Source organism: Streptomyces sp. NPDC047085 (genome assembly GCF_040643735.1).
In the GTDB taxonomy this organism is placed as follows: domain Bacteria; phylum Actinomycetota; class Actinomycetes; order Streptomycetales; family Streptomycetaceae; genus Streptomyces.
Genome location: NZ_JBEYUW010000010.1, coordinates 151,492 through 165,414, shown reverse-complemented (window position 1 = coordinate 165,414; position 13,923 = coordinate 151,492). Strand labels below are relative to the sequence as shown.

Genomic DNA, 13,923 nt, shown 5'->3' with positions numbered 1-13,923 from the left:
GGGATGACACACGTGGTGCTGGACGGCAGGCTGATCGCCAGCGACCGGCTGGCCGGGGTCCGGGAGAACGCAACGACCTGTGGTTCTCCCAGAAGCACAAGAGCTTCGGCGGCAACATTCAGTTCCTGACCGCGCCGGACGGCACCTCGTTTCAGGGTGCCCCTTGCTTCTCGCTGGACTCGACAACCGCAAGCTGCCAAGAGGCCCTTCCTCTATGCCCCACCAGCCACCAAGTCACCCGATCCAGCACCCTGTTCGAAGCCGATCGACGACACGGACGGATAGAGAACAGCCAGTCAGAGAAGCCCGCAGGTGGAGTGGCGCTGCGCTGGAGCTGTGGCAGGACACTGCCCCGGGACAACGGATTGGCGTGGCCAAGTGGTCCGCACACGGGAGGAAGAGTCCGATGCGTGAGGGTTGACTGGTCTGTCTCGTGGATCCAAAATTTCCGCTATCGCAGGGGCGGGCTGATGCGGGGGCGATCCACGCGTGCGGATCATCAGCTGGAATCTACTCAACGGCGGCCAGGACAACGGCGGTTGTCATCGATTGGACCGTGCCGTCGAAATCGTGCGGGCCTGCGAAGCCGACCTCGTCTTCTTCCAGGAAGCCCGCAACTTCGACGCGCACGACCAGCGCCTACTCAAAGACGTGGGGCAGCGGCTGCGACTAGCCGGATTCCTGTCCACCGCGGACAGCGGCTACCACGTTGCCGCATTCGCACGGCATGAACTCGCCGCCACCTGCACACGTTTCGGCCGCCCGGACTTCTTCCACGCCCTCATCAGTCTTCGGATCGCTCTTGCGAACGGCGGCGTCCTGCACACCCTCGGCGCACACTGGTGTCCGGACTCCCCGGACGTCCGCCTCACCGAAGCGGTCAATCTGCTGAAACTGGTACGTGACGACGAGCAGACCCTGGTCATCGGCGACCTCAACTCCCCCGACCCGCACGCTGATCACACCTTGGCGGTGGCGGACATGCGGCCCCGGGTCAGGGCACGCTACCTTGCGTCGGACGGCAGCGGGACCGTGGATGCGCGGGCCCTCGAACGACTGGAGTCCGCCGGGCTGGTGGATGTGGGGCGGCTCCGGGGATCGACCGGACACACCTTGCCGACCCCGCTACCGGTCCCAGGAGCCGCCTTCCCACAGCTGCGGCTCGACTACTTCTACGCGACAGCCCGCCTGGCAGCCGGCATCACCGACTACCGGGTGCTCAGGAACGCCGAAACCGACGAGATATCCGACCACTACCCCGTCGTGGTGGACTTGGACGTCAGCCGGATCGGCCTGACAACCGCCGAGTCGCCATGACAAGTACCGCAGAACGTTCCAGGCTGGAGAACCACAGAGTACGGCGTCTGCTGCTCGGCTGCCTCGCCCTGCCCCCGGTCGCCTCGGTGGTCGCCTCGGCGGTCGGAGCCCTGAGTCTGTCCGCCAGCCTGGCCGTGATGGTCGGCGCCGACCTGACCCTGCTCACCATGCTGCTGGAGATCACGCTGCAGGGCCGAGCCGAACGGCGTTCCGAGGTCACCGCCTGCAAGAACGACGACGAGGCCGTGCCGTACCTGATCGCCCATGTCGTACAAGAGCGTCCCCGCACGGTGGACCTGCTGGAATACAGCGCATTCGGCGCACTGCCGCTGCTGGCGAAACTCGGTGAGGAGGGCTGTACGCGCCGGATACGGCTCCTCGTCGCGCACCCGTCCGCCGCGATCAGCGACTACCAGCGCGACTACCGGCTCGCGGAGGGACTGCGCGCGCTGGCGTACCGTATCCCGACCGAGCGCGCTCGCGGCGTCGGACTGCAGATCAAGTGCTATTCCGAGACGGCGTCGCTGAGGGGGAGGCTGCTGGCCGACAAGGTACTGGCGGTCGGCTGGTACTCGTACGACGACCGCGGGCTCGCCGACCCCGGGGGCCGACCACTGTCCGGAGCGTCCAACTCGCTGGTCATCGCGACGGCGGGCAGCGCCGAGGGCCAACACCTGGTGAACCTCTACACGCGCGTGTTCGAGAACCTGTGGCGGGACGCCACGGAGCCCGATGAGGCGTGGGAACCGTATCGCAGCGCGCTGCCGCACCTGCCGAGCCCGGACTGGCTGACCGCGGTGCGGTCCGATGGATGACCCGATGGCCGAGACACCCGCGCCCGATCGCGGGGCACGACCGCACGCGGGCCCGGACGCGTCGTCGGGAGTCCTCATCGCTGAGGGAAGCGAGGCGCAGGTGTTCGCTCTTGACGCGCACAGCGTCTTCCGAGTGAGCCGTCGTGGGGGCGGCGGTGACGACCGGGGGCTCAAGGCCCATGTCGCGGCATGGGAGCGCGGGGCCCCCGTACCCCGACCGTACGGAGCGGCCCGCGTGGCCGGTCGCCCCGGGCTCGTGATGGAGCGGCTGGACCCCTCCCATCTGCTGCTCACCCTGAGCGCGAACCCATGGACCGTGATGTGGGCCGGCCGCGTCATGGGAGCCGTCCACGCGGCGCTCCACGACGTGGCGGCTCCCGCGTCCCTGCCCACGATGCACGAGGTCGTGCTCTCCCGGATCGCCTGTCGTCGCCTGCCCCGGCACCTCCGGCACCACCTGGAACAGCTTGTACGAACCTTGCCCACCGGGCGTCGGCTGCTGCACGGTGACCTCAACCCGGCCAACCTTCTGCGGCGTCCCGCCACCGGCGAGTGGCTGGCCGTCGACTGGTCCGGCGCGGCGCGCGGCAGTCCCGCCGCCGATGTCGCGATCACCCTCGTCACGATCGCCCGCGGCGCCGTACCCGCGGCAACCCCTCGCTGGGCCTGCGTAGCGGCTCCGGCGGGGCGTCGGATGCTGACCCGGGCCTACCTCGACTCCTACCGTGCGCACCGCGCCGTCGACCTGGATGCCGTCCGGCGATGGGCGTCGGTGTGGCAGATACTCCGGCGCACCGCCCTGGACGGGAACAGAGAGGTCATATGCGCTCCACACCGGAATCCGGACGGGGCCACCACGATCCAGACGAGAACGGAGTCGGGCGGGTTCCCGTCGGCGGCGGGGTGCTGCTGCGCCTCGCACGACTCGTACCGGCGCGCTTGGCCTTGGGCCTCGTCGGTCCCCGCTTCGGTGACACCCGCGGAGCCGCCCTGGCGCGACGGGTGCTGGGGCCGCTCCGCCGACGCGACGTGATCATCCCCTTCGGTCTCTGCTCGGGCACGCCGTTCAACGCCGGTGGCTCGGCGCCGAGTTTCGCCCTGGGCACCAGTGAACCGCATGTCCAGGCGGCCTTGCGCGACCTGCTCCTGCCCGGTCACGTGTTCTACGACATAGGGGCCAACGTCGGCTTCCACACGGTGCTCGGAGCTCGACGCGTCGGATCACAGGGCCGCGTCTACTCCTTCGAGCCGCTGCCGGGAAACGTGCAGGCGCTCCGCCACAACTTGTGCCTCTCCGGTTCGCTCAACGTGTCGGTGCTGCCCTGCGCCGTTGCCGACCGTCCTGGCACGGCCATGCTGACCCCGGGTCGCGAGCCCTTCTGGGCGCGGCTCAGCACACTGCCACCGCCGCCCGGGGCCCGCGCGGTGATCTCCGTCCGCTGCTGGTCCATCGACGAACTGGTCCGTCGGGGACAGATCGAGTTACCGCACGTCGTGAAGATCGACGTGGAGGGCGCGGAGCTGGAGGTCCTCCACGGCATGGCCGACACGTTGCACGAGGCCCGGCCGACGATCGTCTGCGAGATCCATGACTCGGGGCAAGAGACACGAGGCTTCCTCACGTCGGCGGGTTACACCGTGCAGCCGCTCCCGAGCCGCTCCCGCTCCCGCCGCGCTGGCTCCCGCCACATCATCGCCGTCTCGACGAAGGCCTCCTGACGGTCACTGTGACCCTGCGAGGTGTGCGGTGCGTCCGGCTGGCTCCTCATACCGGACCGGGCGGACTCATGAAGGAAGGGGTACGCATGGGTTGCGGATCTGCGACGGCCCGGTCGGAGGGGGCAATTCCGTACGACCCTATGGACATGCCCGGACTTGCCGACAAGCAGCCCTCCGACACCAAGGATCCGTTCACCGCAGGCTGTCTCCTGCTGCTCGTGCTGGTGGCGGACGTGGCGTCCGGTCTGCTTGTCGTCATCGTGCTCGCGGTACGAGGGCTGGGTCGGATGGACACCGGTCTGGCGCAGACCGCGGCCAACCCACCGTCCGCAGACTGGACACCACTGCTGTGGCTCGGGGCTCTGGCCTTGGCGATGGGCGTGACGGGCGTCGTTCTGCTCCGGCTCGGACACCGATTCATCGGCGCGGTCCAGCTGGCACTCTGCCTCCTCCTGACATGCTGCGCGCCGGCTACCTGGCCCTGAGTCAGGAGTGATCAGCAGTGCACCCTCATCATCACAAGATCCACGACAGCCGAATTGTGTGACCGTCGACAGTGCATCAGCCGCCGTCCAGCAGTTGTCGCAGCTGATCGAGCATGTTCCTCGCAAGGTTTATGTGCCGGTGGCCGGGCTCGAGAACACGCTGTGCGTCATCGACGATCTGTGTGATCTCTCCATACGCCTGAGTGCTGTGCTCTTCGGCGATCAAGGCTTGGCACCGCTGCAGGCGCGTATGTATGACGTGCGGGTGGTCGGGGCCGAGAACGCGGCTGCGATCGGTCACAAGCTGCGTGAAAGCCGCAGTCGCTTCAGCCGTCCGGCCGGCTCGGGCAGCAAAGGATGCCCGGGTGCTGAGAATGGCGAGCAAGTGCGGATCAGTGGACTCGAGGCATCGCTGAGCGTCCTTGAGGAGTTGTTCCAGGTCCCGTTCCGCTTCGGCGAGATTCCCGCAAAGACTCGAGAACCAGATCAGACTTCGCCGGGTCGCGAGGACTTGTGGGTGGTCAGGACCCTCAATGCGTGATCGGTCCTCCAGGAGTGCACGCAGCTGCCCGACCGCTGCGTGGGTCTCGCCTGCTTCCCCGGCGAAGTAGGCCTGCTGATGCCTGGCGGCGAGCGTGTCCGCATGCGTCGGCCCCAGGGACGCGGTCGCATCGATCACCAATTCACCGAATGCGGCTGTAGCTGTATGTGCATCGCCGGCCTCCCCGGTGAAGAATGCCCATTGATGCCGGGCGGCCAGCGTGTCCGGATGACGCGGGCCGAGGTCTGCCTGTCGGCGTCCGACGACGTCCTCCAGATTTCTCACCGCTTGTCGGGGCCAGCCACGATCCCCGATCGCGATGGCCAGCAAGAAGTCCGCGCCGGCCACGCCGCCCGCCCAGGCCACTTCGAGCGCCGCAGCAGCGCGTGTCAGATGATTCGCCTGATGGGCGACCAGCCCCATGTCGTAAGCGTCGGCGGACTGGACACGGGACAGCAGCGCCTCCCATAGATGGTCGGGCACTGGAGGCAATCCAGGTGCATTCAGCAAGTAATCGAATGCCGTGTAGCCGTCGCTGTAGTTCCCGACGAGAAGGCCGCTTGTCGCAGATCTGGACCGCCGCGCGCAGCGAGATAGGGGAGGGAGAGCTCTTGGAGCCACTGTCGGCTCACCGGCCGTCGCAACCCCGACCGACGGCAGTCGACAGCCGCTGCCACGACAGCCGCACCCCGCGGGTTGGCGCCGGGCGCCCAAGCGTTTTCCCAGGCAGCAAGCAGCTCAGGACCCGCTGCGACGACTTCTGCAAGTCCGAACCGCTCGCAGCTGTCCAAGGCGAATCTGATCCGCGGATCCGTCTGATGCGCGCGAGCACGTTGCTGCTCCGCCATCGACCAGTGGCGCGCCAGGCGAACCGTGCGCGCCAGGTGCAGCACTTCCCGCTGAACCCGCCATGCGTCTCGGTCGGAGCCGGTAAGTCTGCTCTCCTCTCGGGCGTCGTAGCGGCGATACTCCTGCGATCTCATCGTCGCCAGCACCACGATGCGACCGGCCCGGTCCTGAAACAGTCCGGTCAACATGGAGGTCGTCACACCGTCGGCACCCAGATAGTTCTCAAGATCGTCCAACCACAGAACAGCCCGTCTTTTACGCCGAGCCATCTCGAGGGCACCCGCGAGAGCAGCTCTGCTCAAGGGACGTATGAAGGCATGCCGCGGAAAGAGATCCCGGGCAACCTCGTAGGCCAAACGTGTCTTGCCGGCCGTCGACTCACCCACGATGAGAACGAAGCCGCCCTGCAGCAGTGCGTGGCGTAACAACGGCTCGGCATCACGCTCCACATAGGGGGGTGCCTGTTGACCATGATGGCCGTCCGCAGGGTGCACGCCTGCCAGTTCAGGACGATCCAGTTGATTGATTCTGGGGATGCGCCCGGACGCGGTCCGTAAGAGAGCCGCCGCAGCGTTCGAAGCGGACCGCTGCGGTCGCAGGTAGTCGGCGACCAGACCGTAGACGGCTGTCACGGCGGCGCCGATACCGGTGGCCAGCGGGCCAGTTGTCCAGGTGGCAGCGAGCGCCAGCGCGCAAGCCCCCACCCCCACTGCGGTCAAATACCTCAACCAGCCCCGAGTCCGACCGGCCTGTTGCTGACGATATGTTGACACGCCGCCCCCAGTGCGTGATGTGGCTCTCCATTCTCATCACCGCATCGCCCATGTCGAGGGCCTGCCCTGGAGCCGTGCCTGGAATGCGCCTTGCCACGTAACCTCGGCAGCGGCGGGGGCCGGGCCGGCCGAGGTGGAGCGGTGGATGGCGCTGCGGCAGTCCACCAGCACGATCTACGGCGAGGCCAACGAGCGCAAGCTCGGGCTCAACCTCGGCGACCGCGACCTCCCCGACCCCATGGGCAAGGACCAAGAGGCGTTCACTGCCTGCGCCGTCCTCATCGAGGCGGGGACGGCTCCCCACGTCGACCAGCAGTGACCGGCTGCCCGGACGCGGCAGACAGGATCTCGTCCACCAGCCTGTCGGCCGCATCCGGACGGCCGTACGCCCGGGCCCGCTCCGCCATGCCCCACCGAAGGTGGGCATCGGTAAGGAGCGGGCCCAACGCGTTGCGCACCTGGTCCGCCGTCACATCACCTTCGAGCGCGACCGCGGCCCCGGCCTCCTGCAGGTGCCGCGCGTTGTGTGCCTGCTCGTTGCCCGCCGACGACGCCAGGGGTACGAACACCGCGGGCTTGCCCAGCGCGGTCAGCTCCGCCAGCGTCCCCGCACCGCTGCGGGAGATCACCACATCGGCGAGGGCCAGCACGTCCGGCAGCTCCGGACCGACGAACCCGGCCAGGTAGTACCGGCCCGCGAGCTCGGAGGGCAGCCCAGCCGCCCGCGTCTGCAGGCTCTCGACGTTGGCGGGGCCGCACTGGTGCACCACGTTCGCCTGCTGCAGCAACCACGGCAGCACCTCGCCGACCAGATCGTTGATCTGCCGCGAGCCCTGCGCGCCACCGGTGACGTACACGGTCGGCAGTTGCCGGTCGAAGCCCCACAACTGCAGCGCCTGCACGGCCCTGTCCGCGTGTCCGGACAGGATTTCCGGCCGTACCGGGTTGCCCGTCACCACGGCGACCTGCCGCGCCGACTCAGACAGCAGCGCCAGCGTCGACACCGACGACACGCAGATCCGCGCAGCCGACGCTGCCAGCTTCCGGTTCGCCAGCCCCAGCCGCATCGTCTGCTCGTGCAGCACCAGCGGGCGGTGGCACATCCGCGCCGCCAGCCCCGCCGGGACCGCCACGTAACCGCCCGTCGCGAGCACCGCATCCGGCTGGAACTGGGCGATGGCCCGGCGGGCCTGGATCACCCCGAGTGGCACCCGCGCCATGTCGCGTACGTTCGCCGGGGACGCCAGCTTCAGCGGATTCTTGGAGCGGCGGATCTTGCCGGTCACCACGGTGGTGAAGGGGATGCCCTCGGCCGGCGCCACGCGCGCTTCCAGGCCGGTGGCCGTTCCGATCCAAAGAACCTCGAGCGCCCGATCCTCGGCAGCGAGCCGGGCCTGCAGGGTACGCACGCAGTTAGCGCGGGGTATGTGTGTCCACCGGTCCCGCCGCCCGTGACGACGAGACGGAAAGGGGCGCTGTTCATCCGGGGCTGCTCCAAATCTGGCGGAGATCAGACGAGTCGCCACATTGACTTGCTCCTCGGTCTGAAGCCCGAGAATTCCGGCCTTCTCGATCGTTGCTGTGCCCGCTACGCGGCACGGGGTTCGGTCGGGAATCCGTGGCTTCCTGTTTCTTCGCGCTGCGCCAGAACGGGTTCTGGTCTTACCGGCGCTCCGCAGGCCGATGCCGCCAGTCCGGCGGCCGTCTTCACGTTGATCGCGGCATTGTGGTCCCGGTCGTGGACGGTGCCGCAGGCGGTGCAGGTCCATTCCCGGACGTTCAGGGGTTTGGTGGGTCCGTCTTTGACGCCGCAGGTGGAGCAGGTCTGGTGCGTGGAGCAGGGACGGCCGCGGTCGACGGGTGAAGGGCCGACGTGAGCTCCCCTTTGAGGGCCCTGATGTGGGAGCCGTCGATGGCCGCATCGTCCATGTGCAGCAGGCCGGTTGCCCGCAGCTCGGCTAGGAGTGCCTCATGAAGGCGAGGCCAGACGCCAACCTCGGTCCAGTCCCGCAGCCGACGCCAAGCGGTTACCCCCGAGCAGCCGACGACCTGGACTGGGACGTCGCACCAGGCCACTCCCTTGCGCAGCACGTACACGCTGCCCGCCAGCGCAACCCGGTCCGGCACCGGCAGCCGTCCGGGATGACGGTGACGTCGGGGCGGCCGCTCTGGCAGCAGTGGAGCTATTCGCTCCCACAGGTCGTCGGAGACAAGATCGATAGACACCAGCCGGACCCTGCCAGAAGGACCTTCAACCACCAGCCGACACGCCGATCTCACCTGAAGTGCTCATCGGCCCTCTTCCGGCGCTGACCGCCGGTCGGTGAGGCGCTCCTGGTCGGCGGCGTTACCGGCACGAGCCTCGGTCCGGTGACCCCGTGCCAGGTAGTCCCGGACGATCAACTCGACAGCATCCTGCGGGCTCCTGGTGCCGGCCAGCAGCATGACCTCGATGGCCAAATCGCTGTCCAGGCTGATGGTGACCTTCGCCATGACACCTCCTGAAGGGTTCCCGAGGAGCCTATCCAAGCGGCTAACGGTCGGCGATGGGTAGGTTGCCGCACCCGGGAAAGAGGGACGGAGCCGGAAACCCGGCCGGTCACGAACGGCTCATTCTGTAACGAGCTCTTACTTGGGTTATGGGTGAGATGCAAGAGATCAGAACTGGTCGTCACTGTGTTTTCGTGATGCATGTGCACTTGGTCTTTGAGGCCAGGTTCCGGCACAAGGTGTTCACCGATGCCCACTTGAGGCGGATGGAGGAGATCATGCGGTCGGTGTGCACGGACTTCGAGTGCGACCTGGTGGAGTTCAACTGTGAGGACAACCACGTCCACCTGCTCGTGAACTTCCCACCCAAGGTCGCCCTGACCAAGCTGGTCAACTCCCTCAAGGGTGTCTCCTCTCGCCGCCTGCGCCTGGGGGTACCTCCCGGCCGAAGGCTGGGTGAGAGTTCCCCGACCTGGCGCGCCACTACTGGCGGGCCAACAAGCTCTGGTCCGGGTCCTACTTCGCCGGGACCGTCGGCGGTGCCCCGCTCGCCGTGGTCAGGCAGTACATCGAACAGCAGCACCGGCCGGTGTGAGCACCACCCGGCTCCGCCGGGACCAGCCCTCGCGACGCTCCGCGCCACAGGCGAAGAGCCGCGGTGTCCGGCGCCGCCTAACCTGAGTCTGCGACGCTCCGCGTCGCTACTATCAGATTCGCTTCACCACCGGCCTGAAGGCCGATGTGCGAATGAATTCCGGTAGCGGCTGCGATCCACGATCTTGCCTTCGTAGGTGAGGGTTCAGCGTGCGACGACGCCCGCCGCGCTCAAGCCGGTTGAGGTCGCGATGGAGGAGGTACACCGCCAGGCCCACCCGACGGCGACAAGTCCGCGCTGCCGCCCCTGCGATGCGTCGGTCAGCCTGGAGCCTGACCGTGATCCGCCCCGGCCGAGCCGGACGCTCCGCCAGAGCTGCGGCCGAATGACTCTGGGACTCGTCGAGAGGAGAGGACGGCCCCCCCGACGCCGGAGATTTCCCGGGAGCCGCAAACCGGTTGCCGGATCCCGTCGCCGGACCTGACCCGGCTGTCCCGGGCGGATCCCCGCCTTCCAGGGCCTGGGGCAGAGCGGCGGTGCCACAGGGGGCCCGTAGGTGGCGAGTTCGTCGCCGGCGACCGCTGAACGCCGAACGCCGTAACGCCGTAACGCCAGACCCTGCGGGCGATGCCGAAGGGACTCGGGCGAAGACGCGGCATGGGTCCGCGGTCTCGTCTGCTCGTGGTGGCGGGCCCGGGCCCTTCAGTGCCTGCATTCACTCGCCGGGAACTCCCTAGGAGGGTGCTGACGGGTCGCAGGAGGACGCTGGGACGGTGTTGCGGTCAGTGCGAGTGGCCGGGGTGGTCACGGTGGTCGTGGCCCCGGGGGCGTTGTGCCAGTGCCTGGGCGCGTGCAGTGACCTCGTCCGTGGACACGGCACACAGGCCGGCGAGCACGTCCTCCAGGGCGGCCAGCCACAGCCGGTAGTAGTCGTACGGCTCATCCACGGCCGCGGAGGCCTCCCAGGTTCTGATCCGGGCGATGAGTGCGGCCTGGAACTGCGGCCAAGTGAAGGCGCCTGCCTCGTAGAGGCTGACGGCCATGCCGAAGGCGCGGCTCTCCCACGGCTCGGCGAAGACCAACTCCCCGTTGGAGCGGGGCGGTGCGGCCGGGCCCTCGAAGTCCAGCGGCGCACTCATGGCGTTTCCACCTTCGCCACGCCGACCATCGCATCCCTCGTCACCAGCGGCACGAGTTCCTCCTCGGTCAGGTGCTCGGTGCCGGCCGGGCGCTCGGGCAGCACCAGCCAGCGGACCTCGCTGGTGGAGTCGTGGACGATGATCTGCACGTCGTCGTCGAGGTCGAGGCCCATCTCCGACAGCACCGTGCGCGGCTCCTTCACCACACGCGAGCGGTAGGCGGGGTCCTTGTACCAACTCGGCGGCAGGCCGAGCACCGGCCACGGATAGCAGGAGCACAGGGTGCACACCACCACGTGGTGGGTGGTGGCAGTGTTCTCCACGACGACGATGTGCTCGCCTTGCATCCCTCCGAAGCCCAGTTCCTTGATGGCGGCCGTGCCGTCCTCAAGGAGCCGCCGACGGTAGTCCGGATCCGTCCAGGCCCTGGCGACGACCTTGGCGCCGTTGAGCGGGCCCACGTTGGTCTCATAGGTGGTGATGAGCCCGTCGATCACCGTCGGATCGATCAGGCCCCGCTCGGTGAGCAACTGCTCGAGCGCCTCGGTACGCAGAGCTGCGGGAATGGTCTCGTCCGGGTCGATATGGGTGGCGGTCATCAGGTGGTCTCCAGGTAGCTCTCGAACATCTCGACGGTGACGGCGAAGGGTTCGGCGTCGGCGCCCCACAATTCGCGTGAGTCGAAACGCACCGAGTAGACGTGCTGCGGGTTCTCGCCCAGGAAATGGGCATTGGTGTCCGGCAGCACGTGGGCCGGCTGGACGAGCTCGACGACGCCGGTATGGCCCCGCACATAGCCCGGCAGCCGGGTGTGCCCAGGCACGGACACATTCTTGGCCCGTACACGCTCGCCGACAGTGAAGGCCGGCGCGGTGCCGACAGTGCGCAGCGAACCCTCGGCGGTCGGCGCGTAGTCCGGCTTGGCGGGCTCCGGGACCGGCGGCTCCTCCACGTGTTCACCACGCAGGTTGCGGGCGCGGGCGTCAACCGCACCCGGCGCCAGGATCGCGCTGTCGAGGAGCCTCAGCTCCCCGGCGTTGAGCCAGCGCCCGTAGTAGCCGTCGTCCAGATAGGCGGCTCGATCAAGGCGCTCCAGCGCATGCCGGAAGGAGTCCAGGTTCCCTCCGGACACCCGGTTGGCCAAGATCGCCACCGCGAATGCCCGACCCTCCCAGGGCTCCTCGAAAACAGGTTCATCGCGTCTCGGCGGATGCATGGGGCCCCATCCCGGGGTTCCTCTCATGTCAGCAATACCATCCATCGCACACCTCACATATAGTGCATCAGCTAACATTCTTGCCCATATCGCAAGAATCGGACGCCTTCTCCTGCATAGCGCTGAGCTGCACTCTTCTGTCGCTCCTCGCGGCATGCGCGGAACCGCATGCGACGGGGGGCGGCGGCCGGTCCCCGGAGTCCACCCCGCGGCCGACACGGAGGCCCAGACGGTCATGCCAGCCAGGGATCTACGCGGCCCGCGGGTGTCCGCATGCGGTGTCGTCCGGGCCCTGCGCCAGTGAGCCACAGCCGGTGACCTCGTGCGAGTGATGGCCTGAACTCTCCTCGTTCTCCGGGAAATCCCCCGGGAAAAGCGCGGATGCCGTCGCCTATCGGACCGCCGGAACAGCACGGACCCGCAGCAGGTCGTCGAGTCGAACGGGCCGCCGAAGAGGTCGACCGCATCCAGGCCGCCCCGGCCCTCGGGCACGACAGTCACCCAGGAGCGGCGGGACACGGAGGCGCACTCGGCGCCCACGATGCGCCGAAGCCGAAGTCGCAGGTGCCGGTGCCGGTGCGGCATGAAGGGCTGGCCCGGTCAGTGCTGCCGGTGGCTACGGCGCCCCGCGCCCCCCGGCGGTCCGCATCAACGGCCCCTTGCGGGCAACTGGCTGATCGCTGCGCATCGTCGGGCTCGCAGACGGTCGCGGATTGTTCTTCGGCCACAGCGGCAAGGGCCGGCGTCTCGGCGCATGCTGGGACCGATGCAGGAGCGCAAGCCGTCCCCTCCCCCGCCCAAGCGCCGGCCGTCTCCCACAAGCCATGCCCTGGGTCACGGCGCCGCCAGTCGGTGCGGCACTGGAGGCGTCGGCGCACGTCAAGGGGCCGAGTTCGGTGGGCACCTTCCGCCGTCAGCGTGAGGTCTACCGGCGCTTTCACCGGCCCGTCCGCGCACAGCAACGCGTCGGTCAGCTCGAACGGCGTGTCCCCGCGCACGGGCAGGCAGCCGAGTCGTCGTGGGACGTCGGGCGGCCAATCCGGGCAAGCCACAAGCCGCAGAAGCGTGAAAGCCACACCCGACGCCCCTGGGAGCACAGGATCAGACGGAGGCCGTATCCACGCCGCCCCAGGAATCCTCGTACGCGCGATCACGTTCCGGGCATCGTTCGAGGTCAGACCACAAAGAACAAGCTCAGATCATGCCTCCGGCGGCGTTGATGGTCTGGCCCGTGATCCAGCGGGCGGCGTCGGAGGCCAGGAACGCGACGACGTCGGCGATGTCGGCTGGTTCGCCCAGGCGGCCCAGCGGTGTGCGGGCCTTGGCGTCGTCAATGACGTGCGGGGGCACGGTGGCCATGACGTCGGTGCGGGTCAGGCCGGGCAGGACGCTGTTGACGGTGACGGATCTCGAGCCCACCTCCCAGGCCAGCGTACGGGCGAGTTGGTCACCGGCGGCCTTGCCGGCCGCCAGCAACCCCATGCCGGGCAGCGGCGACACGGTCAGGGCGGAAGAGATCAAGATGATCCGGCCGTGGTCGCTGATGCGCTGCGCGGCCTCGCGCAGGGCGACGAACGTGGCCCGCACGTTGGCGTGCAGGTACTGGTCGAAGTCCTCATCGGTGGTGCGGGCCAGCGGCCCAGCGGTCGCCGTGGCCGCGTTGTTCACCCACACATCCACCCGGCCGTACTGGCTCTCGGCCGCATCGAACAGTTCCGTGACCGCCTCGGGGCGGGTGATGTCTGTGCGGACCGCGGTGGCCTGCCCGCCCGCGTCCTGGATCTGGTCCACCGCCTGCGCGGCCACCTCCTGGTCGCGGGAGCCGATGACGACGCGCATCCCCGCTGCGGCGAGCCGACCGCTGATCGCCCGTCCGATTCCGCGCGATCCGCCGGTGACGACTGCGACCCGATCCTCGATACCCATGACTCCCCCAATTGGTCGATCCTATGGATAGTCCATAGCATCGACCAATTTGGTAGAG

The 13,923-nt window shown here is 68.4% G+C and carries 13 protein-coding genes and 4 pseudogenes; 7 read left to right on the top strand and 10 right to left on the bottom strand.

Going from position 1 to position 13,923, the window contains the following annotated elements; genetic code table 11:
* Positions 1-489 precede the first annotated feature (489 nt).
* From ABZ865_RS29590 to ABZ865_RS29570, 5 genes are all read left to right on the top strand, one after another.
* Positions 490-1,317 carry an endonuclease/exonuclease/phosphatase family protein gene (locus tag ABZ865_RS29590; protein ID WP_361236839.1) on the top strand — a complete coding sequence of 276 codons (828 nt, stop codon included), beginning with the start codon at positions 490-492 and terminating at the stop codon, positions 1,315-1,317.
* Positions 1,314-2,132: a hypothetical protein gene (locus ABZ865_RS29585; RefSeq protein WP_361236836.1), complete on the top strand. Its 819-nt coding sequence runs from the start codon at positions 1,314-1,316 to the stop codon at positions 2,130-2,132. Before ABZ865_RS29590 ends, ABZ865_RS29585 begins: the two co-directional genes overlap by 4 nt.
* Complete coding sequence (locus tag ABZ865_RS29580; RefSeq protein ID WP_361236833.1) at positions 2,125-3,165, top strand: phosphotransferase; 1,041 nt, start codon at positions 2,125-2,127, stop codon at positions 3,163-3,165. Before ABZ865_RS29585 ends, ABZ865_RS29580 begins: the two co-directional genes overlap by 8 nt.
* Positions 3,162-3,851 carry an FkbM family methyltransferase gene (locus ABZ865_RS29575; RefSeq protein WP_361236830.1) on the top strand — a complete coding sequence of 230 codons (690 nt, stop codon included), beginning with the start codon at positions 3,162-3,164 and terminating at the stop codon, positions 3,849-3,851. Before ABZ865_RS29580 ends, ABZ865_RS29575 begins: the two co-directional genes overlap by 4 nt.
* A 146-nt stretch (positions 3,852-3,997) precedes the next feature.
* Positions 3,998-4,336, top strand: coding sequence for an inner-membrane translocator (locus ABZ865_RS29570; RefSeq protein WP_361236827.1), 339 nt, complete (start codon positions 3,998-4,000; stop codon positions 4,334-4,336).
* Positions 4,337-4,412: 76 nt separating this feature from the next.
* Here the strand turns inward: ABZ865_RS29570 and ABZ865_RS29565 are convergent, their stop codons facing one another.
* Positions 4,413-5,300 carry a tetratricopeptide repeat protein gene (locus tag ABZ865_RS29565; protein WP_361236824.1) on the bottom strand — a complete coding sequence of 296 codons (888 nt, stop codon included), beginning with the start codon at positions 5,298-5,300 and terminating at the stop codon, positions 4,413-4,415.
* 80 nt (positions 5,301-5,380) lie between these two features.
* Positions 5,381-6,358 carry a hypothetical protein gene (locus ABZ865_RS29560; protein ID WP_361236821.1) on the bottom strand — a complete coding sequence of 326 codons (978 nt, stop codon included), beginning with the start codon at positions 6,356-6,358 and terminating at the stop codon, positions 5,381-5,383.
* A gap of 286 nt (positions 6,359-6,644) precedes the next feature.
* Here ABZ865_RS29560 and ABZ865_RS29555 point away from each other — a divergent pair, with 286 nt between their 5' ends.
* Positions 6,645-6,818 carry a hypothetical protein gene (locus ABZ865_RS29555; protein WP_361236818.1) on the top strand — a complete coding sequence of 58 codons (174 nt, stop codon included), beginning with the start codon at positions 6,645-6,647 and terminating at the stop codon, positions 6,816-6,818.
* On the opposite strand, the pseudogene ABZ865_RS29550 reads toward ABZ865_RS29555, so the two are convergent.
* The 4 genes and pseudogenes from ABZ865_RS29550 to ABZ865_RS29535 all read right to left on the bottom strand — a co-directional run bounded on the left by ABZ865_RS29550 (position 6,778) and on the right by ABZ865_RS29535 (position 8,992).
* A pseudogene (locus tag ABZ865_RS29550) lies at positions 6,778-7,982 on the bottom strand (UDP-N-acetylglucosamine--N-acetylmuramyl-(pentapeptide) pyrophosphoryl-undecaprenol N-acetylglucosamine transferase). The gene ABZ865_RS29555 and the pseudogene ABZ865_RS29550 overlap by 41 nt on opposite strands.
* A gap of 105 nt (positions 7,983-8,087) precedes the next feature.
* A pseudogene (locus ABZ865_RS29545) lies at positions 8,088-8,333 on the bottom strand (zinc ribbon domain-containing protein); the annotation flags it as partial.
* Positions 8,328-8,725: pseudogene (locus tag ABZ865_RS29540) on the bottom strand (transposase); the annotation flags it as partial. The pseudogenes ABZ865_RS29545 and ABZ865_RS29540, both read right to left, overlap by 6 nt.
* Positions 8,726-8,788: 63 nt before the next feature.
* Positions 8,789-8,992, bottom strand: coding sequence for a hypothetical protein (locus ABZ865_RS29535; RefSeq protein WP_200698015.1), 204 nt, complete (start codon positions 8,990-8,992; stop codon positions 8,789-8,791).
* Positions 8,993-9,138: 146 nt separating this feature from the next.
* Here ABZ865_RS29535 and tnpA point away from each other — a divergent pair.
* Positions 9,139-9,584: pseudogene (gene tnpA, locus ABZ865_RS29530) on the top strand (IS200/IS605 family transposase).
* Between the two features lie 782 nt (positions 9,585-10,366).
* On the opposite strand, the gene ABZ865_RS29525 reads toward tnpA, so the two are convergent.
* The 4 genes from ABZ865_RS29525 to ABZ865_RS29510 form a co-directional block, all read right to left on the bottom strand.
* A complete protein-coding gene (locus ABZ865_RS29525) occupies positions 10,367-10,723 on the bottom strand; it encodes a nitrile hydratase accessory protein (RefSeq protein ID WP_361236813.1) in 357 nt (118 codons plus the stop codon).
* Entirely contained in the window at positions 10,720-11,322 is a 603-nt protein-coding gene (nthA, locus tag ABZ865_RS29520) for a nitrile hydratase subunit alpha (RefSeq protein ID WP_361236810.1), read from the bottom strand. The genes ABZ865_RS29525 and nthA overlap by 4 nt, the downstream gene beginning before the upstream one ends.
* Positions 11,322-11,984, bottom strand: a complete 663-nt coding sequence (gene nthB, locus ABZ865_RS29515) for a nitrile hydratase subunit beta (RefSeq protein ID WP_361236807.1) — start codon at positions 11,982-11,984, stop codon at positions 11,322-11,324. The genes nthA and nthB overlap by 1 nt, the downstream gene beginning before the upstream one ends.
* A 1,149-nt stretch (positions 11,985-13,133) precedes the next feature.
* Positions 13,134-13,865, bottom strand: a complete 732-nt coding sequence (locus ABZ865_RS29510; protein WP_361236804.1) for an SDR family oxidoreductase — start codon at positions 13,863-13,865, stop codon at positions 13,134-13,136.
* Between the last annotated feature and the right edge of the window lie 58 nt (positions 13,866-13,923).

Coding starts and splice junctions, on each gene's coding strand:
- ABZ865_RS29580 (WP_361236833.1), top strand. CDS start 2,125: ATGGATGACCCGATGGCCGAGACACCCGCGCCCGATCGCGGGGCACGA.
- ABZ865_RS29565 (WP_361236824.1), bottom strand. CDS start 5,300: ATGGGGCTGGTCGCCCATCAGGCGAATCATCTGACACGCGCTGCTGCG.
- ABZ865_RS29535 (WP_200698015.1), bottom strand. CDS start 8,992: ATGGCGAAGGTCACCATCAGCCTGGACAGCGATTTGGCCATCGAGGTC.
- nthA (WP_361236810.1), bottom strand. CDS start 11,322: ATGACCGCCACCCATATCGACCCGGACGAGACCATTCCCGCAGCTCTG.
- nthB (WP_361236807.1), bottom strand. CDS start 11,984: ATGGATGGTATTGCTGACATGAGAGGAACCCCGGGATGGGGCCCCATG.
- ABZ865_RS29525 (WP_361236813.1), bottom strand. CDS start 10,723: ATGAGTGCGCCGCTGGACTTCGAGGGCCCGGCCGCACCGCCCCGCTCC.
- ABZ865_RS29570 (WP_361236827.1), top strand. CDS start 3,998: ATGCCCGGACTTGCCGACAAGCAGCCCTCCGACACCAAGGATCCGTTC.
- ABZ865_RS29555 (WP_361236818.1), top strand. CDS start 6,645: ATGGCGCTGCGGCAGTCCACCAGCACGATCTACGGCGAGGCCAACGAG.
- ABZ865_RS29585 (WP_361236836.1), top strand. CDS start 1,314: ATGACAAGTACCGCAGAACGTTCCAGGCTGGAGAACCACAGAGTACGG.
- ABZ865_RS29510 (WP_361236804.1), bottom strand. CDS start 13,865: ATGGGTATCGAGGATCGGGTCGCAGTCGTCACCGGCGGATCGCGCGGA.